General features: G+C 68.3%; 23 protein-coding genes and 1 riboswitch. Of the genes, 4 read left to right on the top strand and 19 right to left on the bottom strand.

The annotated features are described in order from the left end of the window. Position 1: 1 nt before the first annotated feature. Positions 2-1,132, bottom strand: coding sequence for an enolase C-terminal domain-like protein (locus ACFO5X_RS14985; RefSeq protein ID WP_380718280.1), 1,131 nt, complete (start codon positions 1,130-1,132; stop codon positions 2-4). A gap of 2 nt (positions 1,133-1,134) precedes the next feature. Further along, entirely contained in the window at positions 1,135-2,820 is a 1,686-nt protein-coding gene (locus ACFO5X_RS14980) for a thiamine pyrophosphate-binding protein (protein ID WP_380718279.1), read from the bottom strand. Between the two features lie 91 nt (positions 2,821-2,911). On the opposite strand from ACFO5X_RS14980, the gene ACFO5X_RS14975 reads away from it, so the two are divergent. Beyond that, the gene (locus tag ACFO5X_RS14975; RefSeq protein ID WP_380718278.1) at positions 2,912-3,610 is read left to right on the top strand and encodes a GntR family transcriptional regulator; all 699 of its coding nucleotides are present in this window, start codon (positions 2,912-2,914) and stop codon (positions 3,608-3,610) included. Further along, entirely contained in the window at positions 3,607-4,323 is a 717-nt protein-coding gene (locus tag ACFO5X_RS14970) for an aspartate/glutamate racemase family protein (RefSeq protein WP_380718277.1), read from the top strand. Before ACFO5X_RS14975 ends, ACFO5X_RS14970 begins: the two co-directional genes overlap by 4 nt. Positions 4,324-4,370: 47 nt before the next feature. On the opposite strand, the gene ACFO5X_RS14965 is transcribed toward ACFO5X_RS14970, so the two are convergent. From ACFO5X_RS14965 to ACFO5X_RS14955, 3 genes are read right to left on the bottom strand one after another with little or no spacing between them, the layout of a single operon-like run. Continuing rightward, positions 4,371-6,437 (bottom strand): ABC transporter permease, encoded by a 2,067-nt coding sequence (locus ACFO5X_RS14965; protein ID WP_380718276.1) that lies wholly within the window; start codon positions 6,435-6,437, stop codon positions 4,371-4,373. Further along, the gene (locus ACFO5X_RS14960) at positions 6,434-7,483 is read right to left on the bottom strand and encodes a quaternary amine ABC transporter ATP-binding protein (protein WP_380718275.1); all 1,050 of its coding nucleotides are present in this window, start codon (positions 7,481-7,483) and stop codon (positions 6,434-6,436) included. Before ACFO5X_RS14960 ends, ACFO5X_RS14965 begins: the two co-directional genes overlap by 4 nt. Beyond that, positions 7,480-8,430: an ABC transporter substrate-binding protein gene (locus ACFO5X_RS14955; protein WP_380718274.1), complete on the bottom strand. Its 951-nt coding sequence runs from the start codon at positions 8,428-8,430 to the stop codon at positions 7,480-7,482. The genes ACFO5X_RS14960 and ACFO5X_RS14955 overlap by 4 nt, the downstream gene beginning before the upstream one ends. 148 nt (positions 8,431-8,578) lie before the next feature. On the opposite strand from ACFO5X_RS14955, the gene ACFO5X_RS14950 reads away from it, so the two are divergent. After that, positions 8,579-8,959: a DUF1636 family protein gene (locus ACFO5X_RS14950; protein ID WP_380718273.1), complete on the top strand. Its 381-nt coding sequence runs from the start codon at positions 8,579-8,581 to the stop codon at positions 8,957-8,959. On the opposite strand, the gene ACFO5X_RS14945 is transcribed toward ACFO5X_RS14950, so the two are convergent. The 9 genes from ACFO5X_RS14945 to cbiE all read right to left on the bottom strand — a co-directional run bounded on the left by ACFO5X_RS14945 (position 8,939) and on the right by cbiE (position 15,668). Beyond that, a complete protein-coding gene (locus ACFO5X_RS14945) occupies positions 8,939-9,427 on the bottom strand; it encodes a hypothetical protein (protein WP_380718272.1) in 489 nt (162 codons plus the stop codon). The two genes, ACFO5X_RS14950 and ACFO5X_RS14945, sit on opposite strands and share 21 nt — an antisense overlap. Positions 9,428-9,429: 2 nt before the next feature. Further along, positions 9,430-10,122 (bottom strand): CbtA family protein, encoded by a 693-nt coding sequence (locus ACFO5X_RS14940; RefSeq protein WP_380718271.1) that lies wholly within the window; start codon positions 10,120-10,122, stop codon positions 9,430-9,432. Between the two features lies 1 nt (position 10,123). Further along, on the bottom strand, positions 10,124-10,294 hold the full coding sequence (locus ACFO5X_RS14935; protein ID WP_380718270.1) for a CbtB domain-containing protein: 171 nt from the start codon (positions 10,292-10,294) through the stop codon (positions 10,124-10,126). A 31-nt stretch (positions 10,295-10,325) separates the two neighbouring features. Further along, positions 10,326-10,532, bottom strand: a riboswitch (cobalamin riboswitch). A gap of 38 nt (positions 10,533-10,570) precedes the next feature. After that, entirely contained in the window at positions 10,571-11,314 is a 744-nt protein-coding gene (cobF, locus tag ACFO5X_RS14930) for a precorrin-6A synthase (deacetylating) (protein ID WP_380718269.1), read from the bottom strand. Continuing rightward, a complete protein-coding gene (gene cobA, locus ACFO5X_RS14925; protein WP_380718268.1) occupies positions 11,314-12,036 on the bottom strand; it encodes a uroporphyrinogen-III C-methyltransferase in 723 nt (240 codons plus the stop codon). Before cobA ends, cobF begins: the two co-directional genes overlap by 1 nt. Then, positions 12,033-13,340 carry a cobyrinate a,c-diamide synthase gene (locus ACFO5X_RS14920; RefSeq protein WP_380718267.1) on the bottom strand — a complete coding sequence of 436 codons (1,308 nt, stop codon included), beginning with the start codon at positions 13,338-13,340 and terminating at the stop codon, positions 12,033-12,035. The genes cobA and ACFO5X_RS14920 overlap by 4 nt, the downstream gene beginning before the upstream one ends. Further along, the gene (gene cobM / locus ACFO5X_RS14915; RefSeq protein WP_380718266.1) at positions 13,337-14,107 is read right to left on the bottom strand and encodes a precorrin-4 C(11)-methyltransferase; all 771 of its coding nucleotides are present in this window, start codon (positions 14,105-14,107) and stop codon (positions 13,337-13,339) included. Before cobM ends, ACFO5X_RS14920 begins: the two co-directional genes overlap by 4 nt. Next, positions 14,104-14,469: a cobalamin biosynthesis protein gene (locus ACFO5X_RS14910; protein ID WP_380718265.1), complete on the bottom strand. Its 366-nt coding sequence runs from the start codon at positions 14,467-14,469 to the stop codon at positions 14,104-14,106. Before ACFO5X_RS14910 ends, cobM begins: the two co-directional genes overlap by 4 nt. Then, positions 14,466-15,668 (bottom strand): precorrin-6y C5,15-methyltransferase (decarboxylating) subunit CbiE, encoded by a 1,203-nt coding sequence (gene cbiE, locus ACFO5X_RS14905; RefSeq protein ID WP_380718264.1) that lies wholly within the window; start codon positions 15,666-15,668, stop codon positions 14,466-14,468. The genes ACFO5X_RS14910 and cbiE overlap by 4 nt, the downstream gene beginning before the upstream one ends. Here cbiE and ACFO5X_RS14900 point away from each other — a divergent pair. Next, the gene (locus ACFO5X_RS14900; RefSeq protein WP_380718263.1) at positions 15,667-16,419 is read left to right on the top strand and encodes a cobalt-precorrin-6A reductase; all 753 of its coding nucleotides are present in this window, start codon (positions 15,667-15,669) and stop codon (positions 16,417-16,419) included. The two genes, cbiE and ACFO5X_RS14900, sit on opposite strands and share 2 nt — an antisense overlap. On the opposite strand, the gene cobJ is transcribed toward ACFO5X_RS14900, so the two are convergent. Genes cobJ through cobN form a run of 5 tightly spaced genes read right to left on the bottom strand, consistent with a single transcriptional unit; the run spans position 16,392 to position 22,855 of the window. Beyond that, positions 16,392-17,144, bottom strand: a complete 753-nt coding sequence (cobJ, locus tag ACFO5X_RS14895; protein WP_380718262.1) for a precorrin-3B C(17)-methyltransferase — start codon at positions 17,142-17,144, stop codon at positions 16,392-16,394. The two genes, ACFO5X_RS14900 and cobJ, sit on opposite strands and share 28 nt — an antisense overlap. Beyond that, positions 17,141-17,869 carry a precorrin-2 C(20)-methyltransferase gene (locus ACFO5X_RS14890; protein ID WP_380718261.1) on the bottom strand — a complete coding sequence of 243 codons (729 nt, stop codon included), beginning with the start codon at positions 17,867-17,869 and terminating at the stop codon, positions 17,141-17,143. The genes cobJ and ACFO5X_RS14890 overlap by 4 nt, the downstream gene beginning before the upstream one ends. After that, a complete protein-coding gene (locus tag ACFO5X_RS14885) occupies positions 17,866-18,495 on the bottom strand; it encodes a precorrin-8X methylmutase (protein WP_380718260.1) in 630 nt (209 codons plus the stop codon). The genes ACFO5X_RS14890 and ACFO5X_RS14885 overlap by 4 nt, the downstream gene beginning before the upstream one ends. After that, positions 18,495-19,616 carry a precorrin-3B synthase gene (gene cobG, locus ACFO5X_RS14880; RefSeq protein ID WP_380718259.1) on the bottom strand — a complete coding sequence of 374 codons (1,122 nt, stop codon included), beginning with the start codon at positions 19,614-19,616 and terminating at the stop codon, positions 18,495-18,497. The genes ACFO5X_RS14885 and cobG overlap by 1 nt, the downstream gene beginning before the upstream one ends. Then, the gene (cobN, locus tag ACFO5X_RS14875) at positions 19,613-22,855 is read right to left on the bottom strand and encodes a cobaltochelatase subunit CobN (RefSeq protein WP_380718258.1); all 3,243 of its coding nucleotides are present in this window, start codon (positions 22,853-22,855) and stop codon (positions 19,613-19,615) included. The genes cobG and cobN overlap by 4 nt, the downstream gene beginning before the upstream one ends. Positions 22,856-22,919: the final 64 nt, after the last annotated feature.

Below are 22,919 nucleotides of genomic sequence, written 5' to 3'. Positions count from 1 at the left end.
GTCACCTCGGGGCCGCCGCAATGGCGAATTTCTGAACCTTGTCCATGTCCGGCACAAGTCCCAATCCGGGGCCGGCCGGAACCCGGACATGCCCGTTGTCGCAGGGGAAGGGCGTGGCGAGCAGGTCTTCGGCCAGGAAATACCGGGCCTGGTAGAATTCGCACCCGAGCGAGATTTCCGGTGTGGCGGCGATCATATGCGCGCCGGCGAGGTGGGCGAGGCCGGTTTCGAACATGTCGCCGCCGTAGGCCAGAAGACCGGCCTGGGCTGCGAGGTGAGCGACCTGCCGGGCCCGTTCCAGCCCGGCGGTTTTCATGATCTTGACCGAGACGCCGTCGCAGATGCCTTCGCGGATGGCGCGGACCATGTCCTCGGGGCCGAAGACGCTTTCGTCTGCGAGCAACGGCACGTCGATCTTTGCGCGCAGCTCGGACATCGTCGCCCAGTCGCCGGCGGCGACAGGCTGTTCGATGAAGTCGGGGGCAAGCCCAGCAACCTCCGGCACCTGCTGCAGGGCCTCGTCGCGGGTCAGGCCCTGGTTGTAGTCGACGCGGATGCGCATCTCGGGGTGATGGGCGCGGATATAGTCGAGGCGTTCCATGTCGAAGGCGTGACCCCTGAAGCCGGTCTTGAGCTTGACGATCCGTACGCCGTCGTCGCGCAGGCGGGTCAGCAGGGCCTTGTCGGCGGTGAAATCCGGATTGGCGATGGAACATGATAGGGGGATCGGCTGCGGGTCGTGCCCGCCCAGCAGCGACCAGACCGGTTGGCTCGCCAGCTTTCCGGCAAGATCCCAGAGCGCAGAGTCGAGCGCGGCCTTGGCCTCGGTGCAATGGACCACGGCGCGGGCGGCCTTCTCCATTATCTCGGCGTGTTCGGAAACCTTGCGGCCGACCACATGGGGTCGCATGTATCGGTTGAGCGCGGCGAAGCTGGCCTCGGGCGAGCCGGTGAAGACGACCCAGGGCGAGGCCTCGCCCCAGCCTTCCAGACCGCCTTCGGTGGTGAGGCGCAGGATGATGACCTCGATCGCACCACCGACGCTGCCGATGCCGTGGTCGCGCCGCCCTGTTACGGGCAGGGCGCAGTGCCAGAGGTCCATTCCCGAGATGATATCGTCGGGCTGGCTCATGTTCAGGCGACCCATTCGGAGACGGGTGCGGCCGCCTCGTGCAGCGGCTGCGAGATGACGTCGACCAGCGTGGGGCCGTCGTGGGCCAGCGCCTCCTTCAGGACGCGGTGCAGCTCGGCCGGATCCTCGACCCGCCAGGATTTGACACCGAAGGCCGAGGCGACGGCGGCATGATCGGTGCGGTTGAAGTCGACGTTGTAGAAACGCTGGCCGAAGCCGGCGTTCTGGCCCGCCTTGATCCAGCCATAGACCGAGTTGGAAAAGACGATGGAGGTGATCGGCATCCGGTAGCGGCAGATCGTTTCGAATTCGCCGCAGCAGAAACCGAAGGAGCCGTCGCCCATCACCGCGACTGTCTTGACGTCGGGACGGCCGGCGTGCGCGCCCATCGAGGCCGCCAGCGCATAGCCGAGCGCACCATGGGCGCGGTTGGTGATGAAATGGCGTCCGGCCTGCCGCCAGCGGTAATGCGCACTGAAGTAGGGGCAAGGCGTGCCGGGATCGGCGACGATTATGGCGTCGTCGTCGAGAAGGTCGTGCAGGGCGTCAATGACCCGTTCGGGCCGGATCGGACGCTCGTCGCTGGTGGCGAGCGGCGCGAAGGCGGCAAGCTTGGCCTGCCACGCTCCAGCGGCGCGGGCCTGTCCGCCCTGCCCTGCCAGATCGCGGCCATCGAGTTCCGTCGCCAGCGCGGCCAGTGCCAGACGGGCGTCGGCGCAGATGGCAACGTCGGTCGAATAATTCGCGCCGATCACCATGGGGTCGCTGTCGATATGGATGATCTTCACGCCCGGCTTTGGCGAGCGCCAGCGCTCGGTCGTCACCGAGCCGGCCCGGCAGCCGATGAACATCACCAAGTCTGCCTCGTCCACGACGGCGCGGGTGGCCGGGTTGCCTCCGTTCGAGCCGACCACGCCCAGCGCCTGGGGATCGGTCTCGGCAATGGCGCCCTGACCCGAGACGGTGGTTGCGACCGGCAGGTCGAGCAGGCGGGCGAGTGCGGCGAGTTCGGCGGACGCGCCGGCGATCACCGGACCCCCGCCACAGATGACGACCGCCCGACGGGCGGCGGCGAGCAGCTCGGCAGCCTGGGCGATGGCCTCCGGATCGGGGGCGGCGCGTTCGGCGGGGAAGGCGCGGTGGCGCGGATCTGCCCAGACCTCGGCCTGGTCGACCGGGGCCTTCTGGGTGTCGAAGGGCAAGGCCAGATGCGCGGCGCCGGGGCGCCCGGTGGTCATCGCGCGAAAGGCGGCGCGGACCATGGCGGGCAGGCGCGCCGCGTCGTCTAGCGAGGCATTCCATTTGGTCAACGGCGCGAAGAGCGCCTTCTGGTCGAGTTCGGTCAGCGGATATCGCCCGCGCGAGGCGGTGGAAACGTCGGTGGTGATGGCCAGGATCGGAATTGAGCTTTCGTTCGCCTCGACCACGCCCGGCAGGATATAGGTCGCGCCGCCCCCCGAGGGGCCTTCGCAGACGCCCGGCTTGCCGGTCACGCGGGCATAGCCGTCGGCCATGTAGCCGGCATGGCGTTCGTCGCGGGTGAGATAGTGCGTGATGCCGTGGTCGAGCTGGGCGAGCGCGTCGTAGAAGGGCAGCGTGGTGTCGCCGCAAAGGCCGAACATATGCGTCACGTCGTGCGCCTGCAGCATGCGCACCACCGCTTCGGCCCCGGTCATCCGGTTGTCCATGTCGTCCCCCGTCCAGCTGTATACAGATTGATATGCAGGATTGCGCGCATGTCAATCGCCTTGTAATTTCGCCCGTGAGGGAGGCCGGCAGATGTCCAGAACCGACAGCAATGTGAGCCGTGTCTACGCGACCCTGCGCCGGATGGCGGCGGATTTCGAGTTGAAGCCAGACGAACGTATCAACGAGAGCGCCCTGTCGCAGCAACTGGGCGCCAGCCGCACACCACTGCGCGAGGCCCTGAACCGGCTGGTGGCCGAGGGATTTCTGACCTTCCGCAGCGGGCGCGGGTTCTTCTGCCGCTCGCTTTCGCCCGGGTTGGTCATGGAGCTTTACGAGGCGCGCGTTGCCGTGGAAACCGAGACCGCCCGTCTGGCCGCGCGCAATGCGGGGGCCGCGGGACTGGCCAGGCTGGTCGCGCATGTCGAGGCGGGGGCCGCGGAATACGCTGAAAGCGACGACGCGGCGCGGCTGCTGGACATGGACGAAGCGTTTCACCTCGAGATCGCCGCGCTCTCGGGCAACAACGAGTTGCGGCGCATGGTCGAGAACCTGAACGACCGCGTGCGCTTTATCCGACTGATGTTCATGAAACGGATGGTGGAGGACGGCACGCCGCGGACGGCGCGTGTCACGGCGCACCGTTCGATTGCCGCGACCATCGCCTCGGGCGATGAGGCTGCCGCGGCGCAGGTCATGCGCGGCCATATCGAGCGGCGTCGCGAGGATGCCGCGCAGGCGGTGCGCATCGCCTATTCGCAGCTTTACGTTCCCGATGAGGAGATATCATGACCAAGGCGGTTGGCGGCAAGGCGGTCTATGGCGCCGCAGTAGGCATCCTGATGCTGGAGGCTCGGTTTCCACGCATCCCCGGAGACATGGGGAATGCGCTAACCTGGCCCTTTCCAGTGCATTACCGGATCGTGCGGGGCGCCTCGCCCGACCGGGTGGTGCGCCATGGCGCCGAGGGGATGTTGGGCGCCTTTGTCGACGCCGCCCGCACGCTGGTGGCGGACGGGGCAGACGGGATCACCACGAACTGCGGGTTCCTGTCGCTGTTCCAGGACGAGCTGGCTGCGGCGGTGGGGGTTCCGGTCGCCACCTCGTCGCTGATGCAGGTCGAGATGGTGAACCGTCTGCTACCTGCCGGTCGACGCGCGGGTGTGCTGACCATCTCCGCCTCGACCCTGACGCCGATGCATCTGGTCAAGGCCGGCGTGCCGCAGGACACGCCCATCGGATCCACCGAGGGCGGGCGCGAATTCACCCGGGCGATCCTGGACAACGAGCTGGAGCTGGACGTGGAACTGGCGCGCGCCGACAATGTCGCGGCGGCATTGGCGCTGAAGGATGCCAACCCCGATCTGGGCGCCATCGTGCTCGAATGCACCAATATGGTGCCCTATGCCGCCGATATCCGCGCGGCGACCGGGCTGCCGGTCTTCTCGATCCTGAGTTTCGTGAGCTGGTTCCAGTCGAGCCTGGTGCCGCCGCGGTTCGGCTAGACGTTCTCCCTCGTGGAAAATGTCCGAATTCCTGCAACGAGTTCGGCTCAGAGCCCCAGCGCTTCGCGTTGTCCCCTTGCGAAGCCCTGAACCAGTCGGTCGGCAATGAAGGCCAGGATGGCCATGGCGGCCCCGGCCGAGACGCCGAGGCCGATGTCGGCCTGCCCGAGCGCGAGAAAGATGGATTGCCCGAGGCCGGTGGTGCCGATCAGCGCGGCGATCACGAGCATGGCGAAGGCGTAGAGGATCGTCTGGTTCAGGCCGAGCAGGATGGTTGGCGCAGCATAGGGCGCGCGGACGTCGCGCAACATCTGCCAGGTGGTTGCGCCCGACGCGGTCGCCGCCTCGACCATTTCGGGCGGCGTCTCGGTCAGGCCGTGGCGGGTGTAGCGGATCATCGGGACGACGGCATAGGCGCAGATCGCGAGGAAGGCCGAAAACTCGCCGATCTGAAAGAACATCAGAACCGGAATGAGGAAGACGAAGAGCGGTATGGTTTGCAGCATGTCGCAGATCGGTCGGACGATGCGCCAGACGGTGGGGCTGACTGCGCTGGCAAGGCCGATCGCGCCGCCGACGACGGCACAAGCGAAGACCGCCGCGAAACAAAGGTAGAGCGAGAGAAGCGCACGCTCCCACAGTCCGGAGACCAGGATGAGCGTCAGCAGGCCCACCGACAGCGCCGAGAGCCGCCGGCCGCCGGCGGCATGGCCGAGCGCGCCGGTGCCGATCAGGACGAAGGGCCAGGGCAGCTGCGCTATGCCGGTTTCGAGGATGCCCATGCCGATGACCAGCGCGACGCCCGCCACCGGCCGTCCCCGCAGCGCGACGAGCAAGCCCAGCCCCAAGGCGGCGGCATACCAGACGGCGCTCATCCACGGCTTCCACTGGAAGCCCCAGGTGAAGGGGAGAACCGAGTCGTCGAGCCCAATCCTGAGCGGCAGCAAACCGAAGAACATGGCGCTGTTCTTGAGGTGGTCGAGGCTTGCGCCATAGGCAGAGGTGAAGGCGCCGAGGCCCTTGTCTACCGCCTCGGCCGCCGGGGCAAGCAGGGTGAAGCGGGCCGGATCGGGATGGAGCCGCCAGACGGCGAGTGTGACGATCAGCGCGAGGCCGAGGATTGCCAGCGCAACGCGGCGGTCGTGGCGGGCGCGCTCGAAGGCGAGTGCGCCGCTCATCCGGTCGATTACCATGGCGAAGGCGACGATGACGAGGCCGGCGAGGAAGCTTTGCCCGAATTGCGCCTTGCGCATGGTCAGCAGGACTTCCCAGCCGATGTCGTTGAAGCCGCCGATCACCGCCGCGATGATGACCATGGACAGGGCGGCCATCAGGCACTGGTTGAACCCGATCATGATCTGATGCCCGGCGGAGGGAATTTCGACCTGGACGAGCTGCTGCCAGCGGGTCGCCCCGCTCATCACGGCGGCTTCCTTCACGTCGGTTTCGACCCGCTCCAGGCCGAGGATCACATTGCGCGCCATCGGCGGCGCGGCGTAGATCGCGGAGGCGATCAGGCCGACGACGGGGCCAAAGCCGAAGAGCAGAACGAGCGGTGTGAGGTAGGCAAAGGTGGGCACCGTCTGCATGACGTCGAGCAGCGCCTGCACCGCGCCCTTGACGCGCGGAATTTCATTGGCGAGCAGGCCGATGGCCATCCCGGCCAGCAGGGCGACGGGCACCGAGACGGCGACCAGCGCCAGCGTGCTCATCCCCTGCACCCAATACCCCGAGATCAGCACGAAACCGAGCCCGAGGCCGCCGAGCAGGGCCATCGCCGAGCCGCCAATCAGCCAGCCGAGGGCGGTGACGAGGCCGATGAACAACGGCCAGGGCGTGGCGAGGAAGAGCGCGTTGGCCCAGCCCATCGGGTAGGCGAGCACGGCTGAAACCAGCCTTGCGGCAGGGCGGATGAAGCGCAACACGGCCTCGAGCCAGGCGCTGAGGCTCTTGGTGTCGAGCAGAACCCAGTCGGCCGGCCATTTTGTCAGCCACGGCAGCGTCGGGGAGAGGGCGAGGCAGAGCGCGCCCGCCACCAGCGTGAGCAGCGCGGCCCAGAGTCCGGCGGGGATCTCGGGCCGGCGGGATGGTGCTGGTCCGCTCGGCACGCTCACCGGTCGTCCACGTGCAGGGCGCTCACCAGATCGGCGGGATCGACCTGCCCCACAATCTTACCCGCGCCGTCGGTCACCGGCACCGGAGCCTGCGCGGCGACACAAGTTGCCAGAGCCGCGTCAAGTGTCATGCCTTCGCGCAGGGCCGGGCCGTCGCCGGTGATCCCGCTTGCTGGTTTCATCACCGATGCGACGCGCGCATGACGGCCCTTGGCCACATCGCGGGCGAATTCGCGGACATAGGAGTCCACCGGGTTCAGCACGATCTGCGCCGGGGTGCCGATCTGGATCACCTCGCCGTCCCGCATGATGGCGATGCGGTCGGCCAGTTTCAGCGCCTCGGCGATGTCATGGGTGATGAACACGATGGTGGTGTTCAGCTTGGCGCGGATTTGCAGGAATTCGTCCTGCAGCTGGCGGCGGATCAGCGGGTCGAGCGCGCTGAAGGGTTCGTCGAGAAACCAGACCTCGCAATCGCCAACCAGCGAGCGAGCGATGCCGACCCGCTGGCGCTGGCCGCCGGACAGCGTGCGCGGGAAGGCGGATTCGCGCCCGCCTAGTCCGACGAGTTCGATCACCTCGCGCGCCTTGGCGTGGCGCCTGGCGCGGGGGATGCCCTGCACCCGGAGCGGATAGGCCACATTGTCGAGCACGCTCATATGCGGGAACAGGCCGAAGTGCTGGAACACCATGCCGAGCTTCTTGCGGCGCAGCTCGATCAGGCGGGCCTTGCTTCCGGCAGCGATGTCCTCGCCCTGAATCCGCACATCGCCCGCGGTGACGTCGAGCAGGCGCGACAAACCGCGCACCAGCGTGGACTTGCCGGACCCCGACAGGCCCATGATGACAAAGAGTTCGCCCGGTCGGACGTCGAAGCCGACGTCCTGAACCGCCGGGATCAGGCCCTTGTCGCGCAGTTCTGCCGCCGCGGCGGCGGCATCGCCGCCGTTTGCCGCCAAGGCCGAGGCCAGCTCGGCCCCGGCATTGGGCCCGAACACCTGCCAGAGGTTGCGGCAGGCAATGGCCGGTGTGGCGTCTTCGCTCACTTGGTCGCGGCGTCCACCACCGGGCGCCACTTGGCCTCGTTCGCGGCCATCCAGGCGGTCACCACCTCTTCGACCTTGCCGCCGTCGACGTCGATCTCCCCCATCATCGGCTGCTGATCCTCGACCGCCAGTTCATAATTGGACAGGATTTCGAAGGCTGCGGGCCATTTCTCTTCAAATCCGGACCAGGCAGCCTTGAAGATGCGCGAGGGTGCAAAGTCGCAGTCGTTGACGGCATCGGGGTTCGGCCCCCAGGCCGGATCGGTAAAGCAGGCCTCGTTGCCGACCGGCAGATCGACGAACTTCACGTCATAGGCGGACATCGCCCAGTGCGGCTGCCAGAAGGTGATCAACAGCGGCGATTTCTTTTCGACGGAGGCGCGCAGTTCGGTGATAAGCGCACCTTCCGAGCCGGCGGGGACGGCCTTGAACGGCAGGGCGAAGCCGGTCATACGGTCTGCGCCCGGCGTGCCCCAATCGGCGGGATAGTCCACCAGACGGCCCATCGGGAGCGTGTCGGCAGTGGCGAAGACGCCGGCGCAGTCCTTCAGCGCCTCCCAAGCAGGCAGGCCCGGGCAGAGATCGGCGACATGGGCGGGATAGGCGATACCTTCGCGAGCGTCGAGCCCGAGGTCGCCGATTTCGACAACCTTACCTTCGGCAACCTTCTTGGCGTATTCGTCCGAGACGTTCGAGGACCAGATTTCCAGGGTCGCGTCCAGATCGCCGTCCGCCAGCGCCTGGAACTGGTTCATCATGCCGGCGGTGACATATTCCACCTTGTAGCCCGCCGCCTTGAGCATTTCACCCGCAATATGCGTGGTGACGTGCTGTCCGGTCCATTCGTTGACAGCCAGCTTGATGGGCTCGTCCACCGCGCCCAGTTCAGCGGCGTGGACCGACCCGGCGAGGGCAGCGAAGGCCAGCCCGAGAGAAAGATGTTTCATGAATGATCCCCGTGCATGATGATTTGGTCGCGAGTATTTGCCGAAGTGAGGTGCAAAGTCACCCCACTTGTAGCCTATTGGGGGAGGTTTCGCATTGAAAGCGCGCGGAAATACGGGCCAGATGCGGGCAAATCGAAAGACCCTGCCGATGCAAAAAATGCCTGCCGACCCTGCCCTGCGCCTGCTTGTCTGTTCGACCTGCCACCGCGAGAGCGGCAGCGCCGCGGAAGAATGCCTAAGGGCGCAGGCGATGATGGCGCAGGCGGGAATCGAAGCCGATGTTGCGGAATTCGCCTGTCTTGGCGGATGCGACACGCCGCGCAGCATTGCCGTTCAGGCGGCCGGACGCGCCTCTTACGTGTTCTCGGGGCTCGGTGCAGACTGGCCGGACCACGACATCGCCGCCTTCTGCCGGCTGTATCTGAATGCGCCGAACGGGTGGATCGAAGATGCCCGGCCAGCCGGGCAGCTTCGCTTTCATCTTCGGGCGCGTGTGCCCGCCCTGCCCTCAGTCGCCGAGGGTGACTGATGCCTGGATAGGCGCGCCGTCCGAAGTCAGGGGACGGTGGTCGTTGGAATAAAGCGCCGCCGTCAGCCGGGCGCCGGGGTCGCCCACGGGCAGATGCACCCAGGGGCCATAGACGCGCGCGACCTTGACCCCGTCGAGGTAGAGATGCACGTGCCCCTCGCCCGGGCTATTCTCCTGGCCCGAATGCTCCGGCGCGAAGGCCAAACCCGTAAGGGCAACATGTACGTTCCAGCCCGAGGCCATGTCCCGGGTGGCGGTCAGCGCCACGGCGGGAACCGTGGCACCGGGCGCGATCTCGACAGGTCGGGCATTGGCGTGGTCATGCACTTCGGCATGTCCGCCCGCATCGTGGCCGGTGGCATGGTCGTGCCCGTCCAGCGTCACGCCCATGCCGGCGGCGGTGAGGAAACCGAACCCGCCGCCGAACACGAGCCCGATTGCGAAGAGAGCCAGTCCTCGATCAAGCATGATCAGGCCGTCGCGGTCTGACGCAAGCCTTCGCGCTGCCAGAAGTAGCCGCAGAGGCTGCCCAGCAGAACCCAGGCCGCGAGCCCGACACCGAGCGCCCGCGCGGCGAAGAGCGCGGCGAGTTCGGGGGGGACCCTGCCGCTGAAGCTGTCCGGATGTGGCGCGCCGATCAGGTGAGGCGCGGCGAGCAGAACGATTGCACTACCCCAGGCCATCCAGGAGCGCCCGAAGGCGAGCAGCGCCAGCGCGATGCCCGTCGCGACGACAGTCGCCCACCACCAGATCTGGCGCAGGAAGACGTCGGCCGCGGCCACGCCGGGCACTTCGGGAGGGAGCGAGACTGCCGGGGCCAGATGCACGGCGACAAAGCCCGCAACACCCCAGATCAGTCCGGTGCGGGCGGTAATCCCCGCCCCCGACGCCTCGGCCAGCGACATGACGGCGATCAGAACCAGCGCATAGCCGGTATAGACCAGCGCCGAGAAAATCACCGACAGCGCATCGCGCATGAGGTCGAGACCGCCCAGATCGGGATCGGCCGAGACGGGCTCCGCTCCAAAATGGACAAGTTGACCGGACTCGTACAACTCGGCATGGAGAAGCACCGGCTGTACGAAAACGAACTGCAACAAGGCTGCCACGAGCCCCGCGCAGAATCCAGCGAACAACGCGCTGGTCAGCAGTCTGGAAGCCATCTCAGTGGCAGGGGAAACCGGTTGCGTGGCGCACGTCGTGGGCCGCATCATGCAGGGCCGAGGCCTGCAGATGGCCGGCGACGAACACGATGCCGATTCCAAAAACCGCGACCATCAGCGCCTGCGCCAAACCGGACTTAACGCTGGAGGCGTTCTTTGCGATTGCGTTCATTTCGATCTCCTTCCTGTCACACCCGACAGAGTCTACACGTTTCGGCCTGATCGGTCTCCTGGCTCGCGGGTCACTGCGCCTTGCCGACCTTCCCCACAAAGGATGCGAGTGGTATTCCGGCAGGCGCTCTCCGCTTACAGTCGCGGGGGCGGCTTCGGCTTTGGCGGCCCGATCGGACCATCCGCACCGAATTCCCATCGCCCGGCGGACCATCCGCCGGACATCAAGCTCTTTTGGTGTATCCCGCCGGATCGTCCGCTGGCAAGAGCGAATGCATCAGCTACGCCGCCGCAGAAGGTAAATGTCCATGATCCAGCCATGCCGGGAACGCGCCTGTGCGCGATCGGACAGGATTTGCGCGGACCTGTCCGCCAATGGACCGGAAATGAGCATTTCCTCGGCCATGCCCAGATAGGCGCCCCACCAGATCTCGATCCCGTCCGGATCCAGCGTCTGGAACGCGCAGTCGCCATCCAGCATGACTGCCACGGTATCGACACCCGGCGGCCAGCCCTTGTCGCGCAGTTGCCGGCCGGTGGTGACGATGAAGGGTGCGCCGATCTCATTGACCGGGATCGCGTGGGCGGCAGTCAGCGCCTGCAGAGCGGTGATGCCGGGAATGACCCGCACGCGCAGGTCGGGCAGCCGCGCAGCGATGCGCAGAGAACTGTCATAGAGCGAAGGGTCGCCCCAGATCAGCAACGCCACGCGTCGCGCGTCGGGCGCGTGGCGGTCGATCGCGTCGCTCCAGGCCTTGGCGATGGCGTCGTGCCAGGCATCGACTCCGGCACGGTAATCGCCCGAAGCGTCGCGCACCGGCAGATCGAACTCGGCCAGGGCCACATCGCATCCCGAAAGGACGCTTTCGCAAATCTGGTGGCGAAGGTCGGCCAGATCGGCCTTGTCCGGCCCCTTTCGCGGAATCAGGATCAGGTCGGCCGACCGCATCGCCTGAACCCCCGCCAGCGTGACATGGTCGCGGTTGCCGGTTCCAATGCCGATCAGCAGCAGGTCGCGCATCACCCCTCCTCTGCCAGCGGTCCGTAGAGGATCAGTGCCGCTGCGTCGCCGGGAGAATGGGCGAGACGTTGGGCCAGTTCGGCGACGGTGGTCCGGCTGATCGACTGGTCCGGCGTGCTGATCGCCTCGGCGAGCATGGCGGGGGTGTCGCCCGGCAACCCGTGGGCGATCAGCGCCTCGGCCAGTGCCGGGAAGGTCCGCTTGCCCATGAAGATCACCGTTGTCGCCTGGCCGTCGGCCAGCGCGGCAAGGTTGAGGTCTTCGGGCAGTCGGCCGGTGACGTCATGACCGGTGACGAATTGCACCCGCCGCGCGGTCAGCCGGCGGGTCAGTGGAATGCCCGCCGCGGCCGCCGCGGCGCAGGCCGAGGGGATGCCGGGAATGATCTCATAGGGGATGCCGGCCGCGCGCAGGGCGACGAGTTCTTCCTCGAGCCGGCCAAACAGTCCGCCATCGCCGCTTTTCAAACGCACGACGCGGGCGCCGTCCTGTGCATATTCGACCAGCAGCCGGCTGACATGGTCCTGTTTTGGAGAGGGTCGCCCAGCACGTTTGCCCACGCCGACCAGATCGGCATCGCGTCGCGCGTGGGTGAGAATGGGGCCGGAGGACAGATCGTCGAACAGGACCGCATCGGCCCGACGCAGGCGGTCGACCGCTTTCAGGGTCAGCAGTTCCGGGTCTCCCGGCCCGGAGCCGACAAAGCTGACAAAACCGGTCATTCGGCCTCCGCGATCAGGTGGAAGAAGGTGCCGGTCACCTGACCGCGGCGCGATCCGGTTTCGGGCACGGCCGCGCCTTCGGCGTCGGTGACCGCGGCGAGGGGCGAGTCGGGTTCCTCCAGAATTGTCGAATAATGGAATTCGTGGCCGCGCAGCGCCGCTCCGGAGGCATACCCTGGCATCGGGGCATTGAGCCGTGCGAGGCGATACCCGAGGTGCAGCTTGCGCTTTTCGTAGCTGGTGACCAGCCCAAGCAGCCCTGCCATCCGGTGCCGAACACCCTGTTTGTCGATCAGGGCCGCGCCCAGCGCCATGTACCCCCCGCATTCGCCATGAACGGGGCGGGTTTCGGCGTGCCGTATCAGACCGGCGCGGAAGCGGTCGGCCGCCGCCAGCGCGCCTGCGTGCAATTCGGGATAGCCGCCGGGAAGCCAGATCAGATCGGCGCCGGGATCGGGCGGCTCGTCGGCGAGGGGCGAGAACGGGAGGACCTCGGCCCCGGCCTCGCGCCAGCCTTCGAGGATATGAGGATAGGTGAAGGAGAAGGCCGCGTCTCGCGCTAGGGCGATGCGCTGGGCCGGCGGTTTCGGCAAGCGTCCGGCCGCGCCCTGAGGAAGCGCCGAGGCGGCACTGCGGATCGCTGCGAGATCGACATTTTCGCGCAGGAAGGCGGCATAGCCGGCGATGGCCGCGTCGAGGTCGGGGTGTTCGACCGCCTGGATCAGCCCGAGATGACGCTCGGGCAGAACGAGATCGCCGCGGCGCGGCAGGGAGCCGAAAACACGCAGGCCGGCCTGTTCCATCCCGAGGCGGGTCAGGCGTTCGTGGCGCGGGCTGGCCACGCGGTTGAGGATGACGCCGGCGATGGACAGGTCGTCACGGAAGCGGGCGAAGCCCAGTGCGGTTGCCGCCGCCGATTGCGCCTGTCCGGACACGTCGAGCACGAGGATCACGGGCCAGCCCATGCGCACGGCGGTTTCGGCGCTAGACCCGTGACCGGTTGCACCGGAAAAGGCGACGCCATCGAACAGACCCATCGATCCCTCGGCAATCACCAGATCGGCGCCCTGCGCGCGGCCGGCGATGGTGTCGATCAGGCCCGCGCCCATCGCCCAGCTGTCGAGGTTGAAGGAATTGCGCCCCGCTGCCGCGAGGTGGAAGGCCGGGTCGATGTAGTCGGGGCCGCTCTTGAAAGGCTGCACGGTCAGGCCGTCCTCGGCGAAGGCGCGCAGCAGGCCCAGCATCACCGTGGTCTTGCCGGTGCCCGAGCTGGGGGCGGCGACCAGCAGGCCCGGGACGCTCATGCCTCGCCTCGGGCCGATTGCGGGCGATAGCGGCGGTCGTAGTCCGTGGAGTAGAGGCAGCTTTCGCCGAAGTCGGCATTGCCGAGCGCGCGACCGACGAGGATCAGCGCGGTGCGGTCGATCTCGGGGGTCATCTGTGCCGCAATATCGGAGAGCGTGCCGCGCAGGATTCGCTGGTCGGGCCAGGTTGCGCGATAGACGATGGCGACCGGGCAACTGGCGCCGTAGGCGGGTATCAGCGCTTCGGTCACGCTGTCGAGCGTGTGGATCGAGAGATGAATGGCCAGCGTCGCCCCGGTTGCGGCGAAATTCGCCAGGCTTTCGGAGCCGGGCATGGGCGAAGCGCGGCCGGGGGTGCGCGTCAGAACCACCGATTGCACGAGGCCTGGCAGGGTGAGTTCCGCGCCAAGCGCGGCGGCGGCTGCGGCAAAGCTGGGCACGCCGGGGGTCACGCTGACGGGAATGTCTTCTGCGCGCAGGCGGCGAATCTGCTCGCCCATTGCCGACCACACGGAAAGGTCGCCCGAATGCAGCCGCGCCACATCCTGTCCGGCGTCATGGGCGGCACGGCATTCGGCGATGATGGCGTCGAGATCGAGGGGGGCGGTGTTGACGATCTTCGCGCCGGGCGGGCAATGGGCCAGAATCTCTTCGGGCACCAGCGAGCCGGCATAGAGGCACACGGGGCTGGCCGCGATCAGATCGCGACCGCGCAGGGTCAGCAGGTCGGGTGCGCCGGGGCCGGCGCCGATGAAATGCACGGTCATGAAGTCATTCCTTCTGCAAGCGCGCAGGTTGCCATCCGGTCGGTGCTGACCACTCTTGGACAGATCAGGCGGGCGTTCTGTCCAGCGGCGGACAGGGCGGCGGCTTCGGCCACACTGCCGGTGCCGCGTGCGGCGTTGACGCGCGGCGATCGGGTATGCGTTTCGGCGGCCGCAAGCGCGTCGGGAGAAATGGCTATGACCGGCAGGCCCAGATCCGCGGCAAAGGCTTGAAAGGCCGGTGCGGCGCATTTGTCGGCGGGCGCGGCCAGGGCAGCGGGCAGCGTCACACCGGTGGCGGAAAGGGCCGCGTGCAGGCTGGCCGGGGTGGCAGCCGCGCGGAAACCGAAGCCGGCGACGATCATCGGACCACGCTCCATTGCACGATGGGATAGGCGGATTTCCAGCCGCGTTTTCGCCCGAGAGCGGAGGCCTCGGCCAGTTCGATGCGATACAGCTCACCTCCACGATCGGCGTGCCAGAGGGACAGCAGGGCCTCGGACTCGAGGGTGACAGCGTTGGCGACAAGCCGGGCACCGAGGGGGATCAGCAGCCAGAGCGTTTCGAGCAGGGCCTGCGACAGGCCGCCGCCGACAAAGACGGCAGCCGGCACGGGCAGTCCGGACAGGGCCTCGGGCGCGCGGCCTTCGATCAGGGTGAGGCGATGACCGACGCCGAGGCGCGCGGCGTTGCCGGTCAGGCGGGCGGCGCGGGCCGGATCGCTTTCAATGGCTGACACGGTGAGATCGCGCCCGGCCAGAAGCCATTCGATCCCGATGGAACCCGATCCGGCGCCGATGTCCCAGAGGTGGGCTCCGGGCGTGGGCGCCAAGGCGGACAGGGTCAGGGCCCGCACCGGGCGTTTGGTGATCTGGCCGTTGTGATCGAACCAGTCATCGGCTCGGCCCGCGGCCAGCGGGAGCACCCTGCCCTGCCCGGCGATTTCGAGCCCGGCGCAGACCGGATGGGTCACGTCGTCGAGGGCGAAGTCTGCGGCCGTGGTGACGCGCCGTCGCTCGCGCGGGCCGCCGAGCGATTCCAGCAGGTGGAGCCGGGTTTTTCCGAAGCCCTGATCAACCAGCCACTGCGCCAGCTCCCCTGCCGCCGCGCCATCGCGCAGCAGGACCAGAACGCGCACGGCCGGCGCGAGGATGGGCCTGAGCCGGGTCAGCGGGGCCGCGTGGAGACCGAGGCAATGGGTGGCTTCCAGTGGCCAGCCGAGACGCGCGGCAGCCAGCGAAAAGGTGGACCGGCCTGGCATGGCCGTCCATTCGCCGGGAGGGAGGTCACGCACGAGCACCGAGCCGGCGCCGAACCAGAAGGGATCGCCCGAGGCCAGCACGACCACCCGCCGGCCGCGCAGGTTCATCAGGCGGGGAATGCCGTCGGCGAAGGGGACGGGCCATGCGATGGTTTCGGCAGAGACCGGGCCGAGCAGGTCAAGGTGGCGGGGCGGACCCATGACGAATTCCGCCGCGTCCAGCGCCGCGCGGCTTGCGCCGGTCAGGCCGTCCGGGCCATCTTCGCCCAGACCGATAATGGTCAGCCACGGAGCCTCAGCCATGTCCCCCAACCTGCTTGTCCTTGGCGGAACCACCGAGGCGACGGCTCTGGCCGCCGCCCTGGCGAAGGCCGGTATCGATGCGACGTTTTCCTATGCGGGCCGAGTGGAGCGTCCGCAAGAGCAGCCGATTGCGGTGCGCGTCGGCGGGTTCGGCGGGGTGGACGGGCTGGCGCGGTGGATCGCCGATCATGGCATCACCCACGTGGTCGACGCAACGCATCCCTTTGCCGCGCAGATGAGCGCGCATGCCATCGCAGCCTGCGAACGGACCGGAACCCCGCTGGCGACGCTGACCCGCCGGGCGTGGCGCGCGCAGGACGGCGACCGCTGGTCCGTCGTGCCTGATATCGCCTCTGCCGTCGCCGCGCTGGGCGAGACGCCGGAACGGGTCATGCTGGCCATCGGCCGGATGCATCTGGCGGCCTTCGCCGTCGCGCCCTGGCATTTCTACCTGCTGCGGCTGGTCGATCCGCCGGATGAACCCTTGCCGTTTCCCGACTGCGCGGTCGAGGTCTCGCGCGGACCGTTCACTCTGGAAGCAGACCGCGCGCTGATGGAACGCCACCGGATCACCATGCTGGTCGCCAAGAACGCGGGTGGCACCGGCGCGCGCGCCAAGATCGACGCGGCGCGGGCGCTGGGCCTTCCGGTGGTGATGATCGAACGACCGGAACTGCCCGAACGTCGGGAGGTGCACACAATCGACCAGGTCCTGGACTGGGTTCATGCCGGCACCGAACGAGGTGTATAGACAATATCGCCGCCGGGCCGCCTGAGGATGCGGGTCGCCGAGTTGCCGACGATGACCACGGTGCGCATGTCGGCCATTTCGGGACGGGCCTCGGGCAGCGGGACGGTGAGAATATTCTCTTCCGGAGTGGAGATCGCGCGGGCGAAGATCACCGGACGGGCGTCGGCGCAGGCTGCGCGCAAAATGTCCAGCGTGCGGATGAAGCCCTCGGGGCGCGAGGCGGAACGCGGATTGTAGAAGGCCATGGCCAGATCGGCCTCGGCGGCCAAGCGCAGGCGTTTTTCGATCAGCGGCCAGGGCTTGAGATTGTCCGACAGATTGATGGCGCAGAAGTCGTGGCCAAGCGGCGCGCCGGCGCGCGCGGCGGCGGCCAGCATCGCGGTGATGCCGGGAAGGACTTCGATCTGCAGGGCCTGCCACTCGGCCGGGCCGGTCTCCAGCGCCTCGAACACTGCCGAAGCCATGGCAAACACACCGGGATCGCCGGAGGAGACGACAACGACGCGCCGTCCCCCCGCCGCCATGTCGAGCGCATGGGCGGCGCGGTCGAGTTCCACACGATTGTCCGAGGCGTGCAGGGTCAGGCCCTCGCGCGGCGCCACGCGGGCGACATAGGGAATATAGCCGACGACATCGGTGGCCGCTGCCAGTTCCGCCTGGACCTGCGGCGTGACCAGGTCGTCGGCGCCCGGGCCAAGGCCTGCGATGACCAGGCGTCCGCTCATGGCCGGCGGCCCTGCCCATGCACGATGACGATGGAGAAATAGGGGGCCTTGTCGCAATCGGCCTCGGCCAGCGGCGTGACGGTCTGTCCCGGCATGGCGGCATATTCCACCAGCCAGGCGCGGGAAGTCAGCCCGGCGGCGTCGAGCGCGCGGCGCACCTTGGGCAGATTGCGGCCGAGCTTCATGATCACCAGTGCATCGGCGGCCTGCATGTGGCGCAGAAGATCGGCCTCGGAGAGCGTTCCCATCAATACCGAAAGTACGTCGTCGCCCCAGGTGATCGGCTGGCCGGTGGCGGTCCAGGCGGCTGACATTCCGGTGATGGCCGGAACCACCTCGACCGGGACCACGTCCCGGAGACGCGAATAGAGGTGCATGAACGATCCGTAGAAGAACGGGTCGCCCTCGCAGAGAACGACCACATCCTCGCCCGCCTCGGACAGCGCGCGCAGATGGTCGCAGCACTCGGTGTAGAAAGCCGAAAGCATGGCGTTATAACGCGGGTCGGCCAGAGGGATCTCGGTCGTTACCGCATATTCCATCGGAAATTCGACGGCGTCCTCGGGAATCATGTCCCTGACGATGGCGCGTGCCTGGCCGGCGCGGCCGGCCTTGCGGAAGAAGGCCACGTGGCGGGCGGTGCGCAGCAGACGGTCGGCGCGGACGCTCATGAGATCGGGATCGCCCGGTCCTAGGCCGAGACCGTATATCGTGCCCCGGTTCATTCCGCGCGGCTCGCCACGGCGTTGATCGCGGCGACGGTGATCGCGCTGCCGCCGAGCCTGCCTTTCACGATGACGCAGGGCACCGCTTGCGCTTCCCACAGCGCGTCCTTGCTTTCCATCGCGCCGACAAAGCCGACCGGGCAGCCGATGATCGCCGCGGGGCGCGGGCAGTCGGGGTCTTCCAGCATGTTCAGCAGGTGGAACAGGGCGGTGGGGGCATTGCCGATGGCGACCAGCGCGCCCTCGAGTTTCGGTCGCCAGAGTTCGAGTGCGGCGGCGGAGCGGGTGTTGCCCATCTCTCTGGCCATCTCCGGCACGCGGGGGTCCTGCAGGGTGCAGATCACCTCGTTGTCGGCGGGAAGGCGGGAACGGGTCACGCCTTCGCTGACCATGCGCGCGTCGCAGAGGATGGGCGCGCCGCGTTCCAGTGCGCCGCGTGCGGCCGCGACGAAGTCCGGCGAGAAATGGATATGGGGCGCAAGTTCGACCATGCCGGCGGCATGGATCATGCGGACGGCCACCTGTTCCTCGTCCCGGTCAAAGCGCGCGAGTTCGGATTCGGCGCGGATCGTCGCGAAGGACTGGGCATAGATCGCGGCGCCATCGGTCTGGTATTCGTAGGGCATCACAGCGTCTCCCGTCCGGTCATCAGGTCATCGGGGCTCAGCCCGCGCCGGGCCGGCTCATCCCACGAAGCGCCGGCGCGGACAAGGTCGAAGGCACCGTCGCGCCCGACAAGCGTGACGTCGGCCGTGCGCGGCAGGGCGCATCCCTTGGCGCAGCCGGAGACATGCAGGCTACCGTTTGTGCGCGCGGCGAGCGCCATGGCCAGCGCGCGGGTCTGCACGGTGGCCGACGCGCAGCCCGGCGCGCCGGGGCAGGCATGGGTCGCAAGCAGCCGGCCGCCCGGCGCGGTGACAAACCCGGGCCGGCGGGCCTCGGTCACGCCGGGCAGAAGCATCATCCGCCAGGGGGTCAGGACGATTTCCTGGGCTCCGGTCTGGTCGAGGAGTCCGCGCAGCGCGGCTTCGGTCATGCTGCCGAAGGCGACGCCCAGAAGAAAGCCGTCGGCGCGCGGGCCGGGCGCGGCCGGGGGCGCGGGCGGCGCCGACATTTCCTGTTGCCAGACGTCAGGCAAGCGGTCGGCCAGGGCCCGCATCCGGCGCGCCTCGGCCGTCCGGTTCTGGGCGAACCAGTAGGCCAGCATGATGGCGGCATCCACTGCGTCGTCCGGCGCGACGAAACGGCCCCAGTCGGCGCCGTCGGCCCGGATCAGCAAGGCTCCATCGCTGGCGCGCTCGAACCGGATGTCGGCAGGGTCGCGCGCCAGCACCGGCGCGTCGCCGCAATCGATGGCAAAGCCGAATTTCGCCGGCAGAGGCGGCAGAGCCTGAAGTCGGTGGACCAGTTCCTCGGCGATGCGGGTGCTGAGATCCCCCGGCTCGCAAAAGGGCGTGATCATCACGTTGCGGCGCTGTTCGGTTTCAGGGTCGGGATCGAGTAGACCAAGATCCAGCAACTGCCCGAGCAGCGGCTGGTGCCCCGCATCGGGCACGCCGCGAAGCTGGAGGTTGGCGCGGTTGGTCAGGTCGATCACGCCGCTTCCCAGACCGCGCGCGGCGGCGCAGAGGCCAAGGGCCTGATCACGGCTGATGCGCCCCATCTTCGGGCGCACCCGCACGATCAGACCGTCGCCCGAGCGCATCGGCGTATAGGCACCCGGGCACCAGCCCTTGATCTCGCTCATTCCCCTGCCTCCAGTCGTGCCCGGATGGAATTCCGCCGAGTCTGCCACAGCCCAGCGGCGTCGAGCGCGGAGAATTGGGCGCGCATCGCGTCATGTGCGCCGGGATTGGCCGATTGCAGGAAGGCGTCGACCTGCTCATCGCCGAGCGTTGCGTCGTAGAAGAGGTCGAAGAGCGCCGGGCGCACGGCGCCGGCCAGGTTGGCGAAGGCGGCCATGTGATCGAGCGTGGCGGCGATTTCAGCAGCCCCCCGGAAGCCGTGCCGCATCATTCCAGCGATCCAGCCCGGATGAGCCGCGCGGGCGCGGACGACGCGGGCTATCTCTTCGTCGAGCGGACGGGCCCGCGGGGCGCCTGGCCGCGTGTTGTCGAGATGGTAGAGTTGGGCGGGGGCACCGCCTGTCACCGCCTTGGCCGCGGCAAACCCGCCTTCGTGGGCGGCGTAGTCGGCGGCCAGCAGCAGGTCGGTTTCGGGCAGATCCTGGGCGTGCACGAAGACATCCGACGCCGCGACTCGCGCCGCGATTCCCTCGCGGTTGCGCTCCGGTTGAGTGCCATCCAACGCCCAAGCGCTGGCGTCGAGCCAAGCCTGACCGGCCCTGCCCCGCGCCTCGGCGGTAAAGGTTTCGGCGTGATGCCCGATGCCGAGGCCGTAGCTGCCGGGAGCCGGGCCGAAGACCCGCGCTACGTCGGCCAGCCCGACGTAGGGGTTCCACTCCGGGCTTTCATCGCGCTGCGACAGGGCGCCGACCGCCTGCCCGAAGAGTGCCGAGAGGGAGGGGAAGACGTCGCGGAACAGGCCCGAGACGCGCAGGGTGACGTCGATCCGGGGCCGTTCGAGCAGGGTGATGGGCAGGATTTCCACGCCCGACACTCGTTCGCTGCCGGCGTCCCAGATGGGTTTCGCGCCGAGCAGATGCAGCGCCATGGCGAAATCCTCGCCCGCCGTGCGCATCGTGGCCGAGCCCCAGAGGTCGACGACCAGCCCCCTGGGATAGTCGCCCTGGTCCTGCAGGTGCCGGCGCACCAATTCCTCGGCCAGCTTCACGCCCTGTGCATGGGCCGCGCGCGTCGGCACAGAGCGTGGATCGGTGGTGAAGAGGTTTCGCCCGGTCGGCAGAACGTCGCTGCGCCCTCGCCAGGGCGAGCCGGACGGCCCTGCCGGCACCCGGCGGCCGGTCAGCGCGGCGGTGAGCCCCTCGCGTTCTCCGGCGCCCGCGCCCCAGATGTGCAGCCCGTCGCCGAACTGGCTTTCCTTGATGTCGCAGACGAACCTGTCGATCCGCGTGATCGCCTCGGCAGCGCTGGCGGCGGCGTCGAGGCCGAGGTCGTCCTCGACGCCCAGCGCGCGCGCCTCGTCGCGGATTTCGGACTGAAGCCGGTCGCGACGGCGCGGGTCCAGGCCATCGGCATTCGAGAATTCGTCGAGCAGGCTTTCCAGCCGCACAAACCGCTCGGGCGTGCCGCTGTCCTTCAGCGGCGGGGGCATGTGGCCAAGCGTGATCGCACCGATGCGGCGTTTCGCCTGCGCCGCCTCGCCCGGATCGTTGACGATGAAGGGGTAGATCACTGGCAGATCGCCGATCAGCGCATCGGGCCAGCAGGCAGAGGAGAGCGCAACCGCCTTCCCCGGCAGCCATTCCAGCGTGCCATGCGCCCCGACATGGATCAGGGCATCGACATTCTGGGCGCGCAGCCAGAGATAGAAGGCGACGTAGGCATGGCGCGGGACGCGGGCGAGGTCGTGATATTCGTCGTCGCGCGCCGTGAAATCGCCTCGCTCGGGCTGGAGAGCCACGAGTACGGCGCCGCGGCGCGTGGCGGCGAAGTGGAAGGCACCATCGGTCGTTTCGGCCTCGGGATCGCCCCAGCGGCGGGCGAGATCGGCGCGGAGGGCGGCGGGCAGCCTGGACAGCGCGATACGGTACTCGTCCAGGGGCCAGGCGATGGTTTCCTGAAGGCCTGTTGCCAATGGCGCGCCAGGCGCGACCGGCCAGCCGTCATGGGCAAGATCCGCAAGGACCGCCTCGCCCGAGGCCAGCGCATCGAGGCCCACTGCATGAGCCATCTGCCAGGCCTTCCCGGGATAGGTGGAGAGCACCACCGCGGCAGTTTTTTCTGCGTCCGGCTTGTGCCGCAGTCGCGCCCAGGCCGCCGCGCGGCGCGCGATGGCGGTGATCCGGTCCGGGTCGGGGCGGTGTTCGTGGCGGGCGAATTCCAGCGCGGTGTCGCGTGCGGCGGGTTCCTTGAACGAGGCGACGCCCGCGAGGATGCGGCCGTCGACCTCGGGCAGAACCACATGCATGGCGAGATCGGCCGGCGAGAGGCCGCGGGCAGACTCCTCCCACGCGGCGCGGGTGCTTGTGGCCAGGGCCATCTGCAACACAGGCGCATCGGCGGCGTCGAGAGGTGAGGCGCCGCTTTCGCCGATCCCCGAAAAGGCGGTGGCGTTGACGATCACGTCGGGCGCCAGGCGACGCACCTGACGGGTGAGCCAGGTCGCAGCCTCGGGCGCTTTGAGCGACGGCGCGAAGAGTGCGGTAACGTCGAAGCCCTGCGCCACCAGCGCGTCGTGCATGATTGCGATGGGCGCAGTGTCGGCAGCCGCCAGATAGGCGCGGTAGAAGGTGATCAGCGCGCGGGGGCGGTCGCTGGCGGCAGGCCAGGCCACGGCGGGACAAACCACGCCGGCGTCGGGCGACCAGGCGCCGACCTGCGGGAGCGCCTTCGCCCCACGCACCGGACCAGCATAAAGCCCGGCCGCCAGGGCCAGCTGCGCCAGCGCCGCTTGCGCCGACACCGCTCCGCCCATGTCGCAGAGCGCCGCCAGACGCCGCAGGGTCGAGACAGGCACGGTCGAGACCGCATCCAGCCGATCGTCCACCCGTCCATCCCCCGGCAGCACGGCGAGAGCGATGCCCCGTGCCCGGGCCAGCGTTTCGACCTGTTGCAGGCCGTAGGCCCAATAGGGCACGCCGCCGATCAGCCGGATCAGGATGCCTTTGGCGCCGGACAGCGTGCGCTCAACATAGGTGTCGACCGAGAGGGGATGCTTCAGCGCCGCAAGATTGGCGAGCCTCAGGCCGGGCAGACGGCCCGCCGCGCGATGCCAGCCTGCGGCAAAGGCCCCGAGATCGCTGTCCGAGAAGGAGAGGACAATCAGATCCGCCGGGCTCTGCCCCAGGTCGGTCGGCGAGTCGGTTTCTTCCAGGCCGTGGCTTTCACGGAAGATGACATGCATCGGCTCAGCCCTCGGCGCGGGCCCGAACGCCCGAGCTGTCAATGAGATGCGGGCCGATGTTCAT

The organism is Seohaeicola nanhaiensis (genome assembly GCF_042654245.1).
Taxonomy (GTDB): domain Bacteria; phylum Pseudomonadota; class Alphaproteobacteria; order Rhodobacterales; family Rhodobacteraceae; genus Seohaeicola_A; species Seohaeicola_A nanhaiensis.
This window is presented reverse-complemented; position numbering and strand designations above follow the sequence as displayed.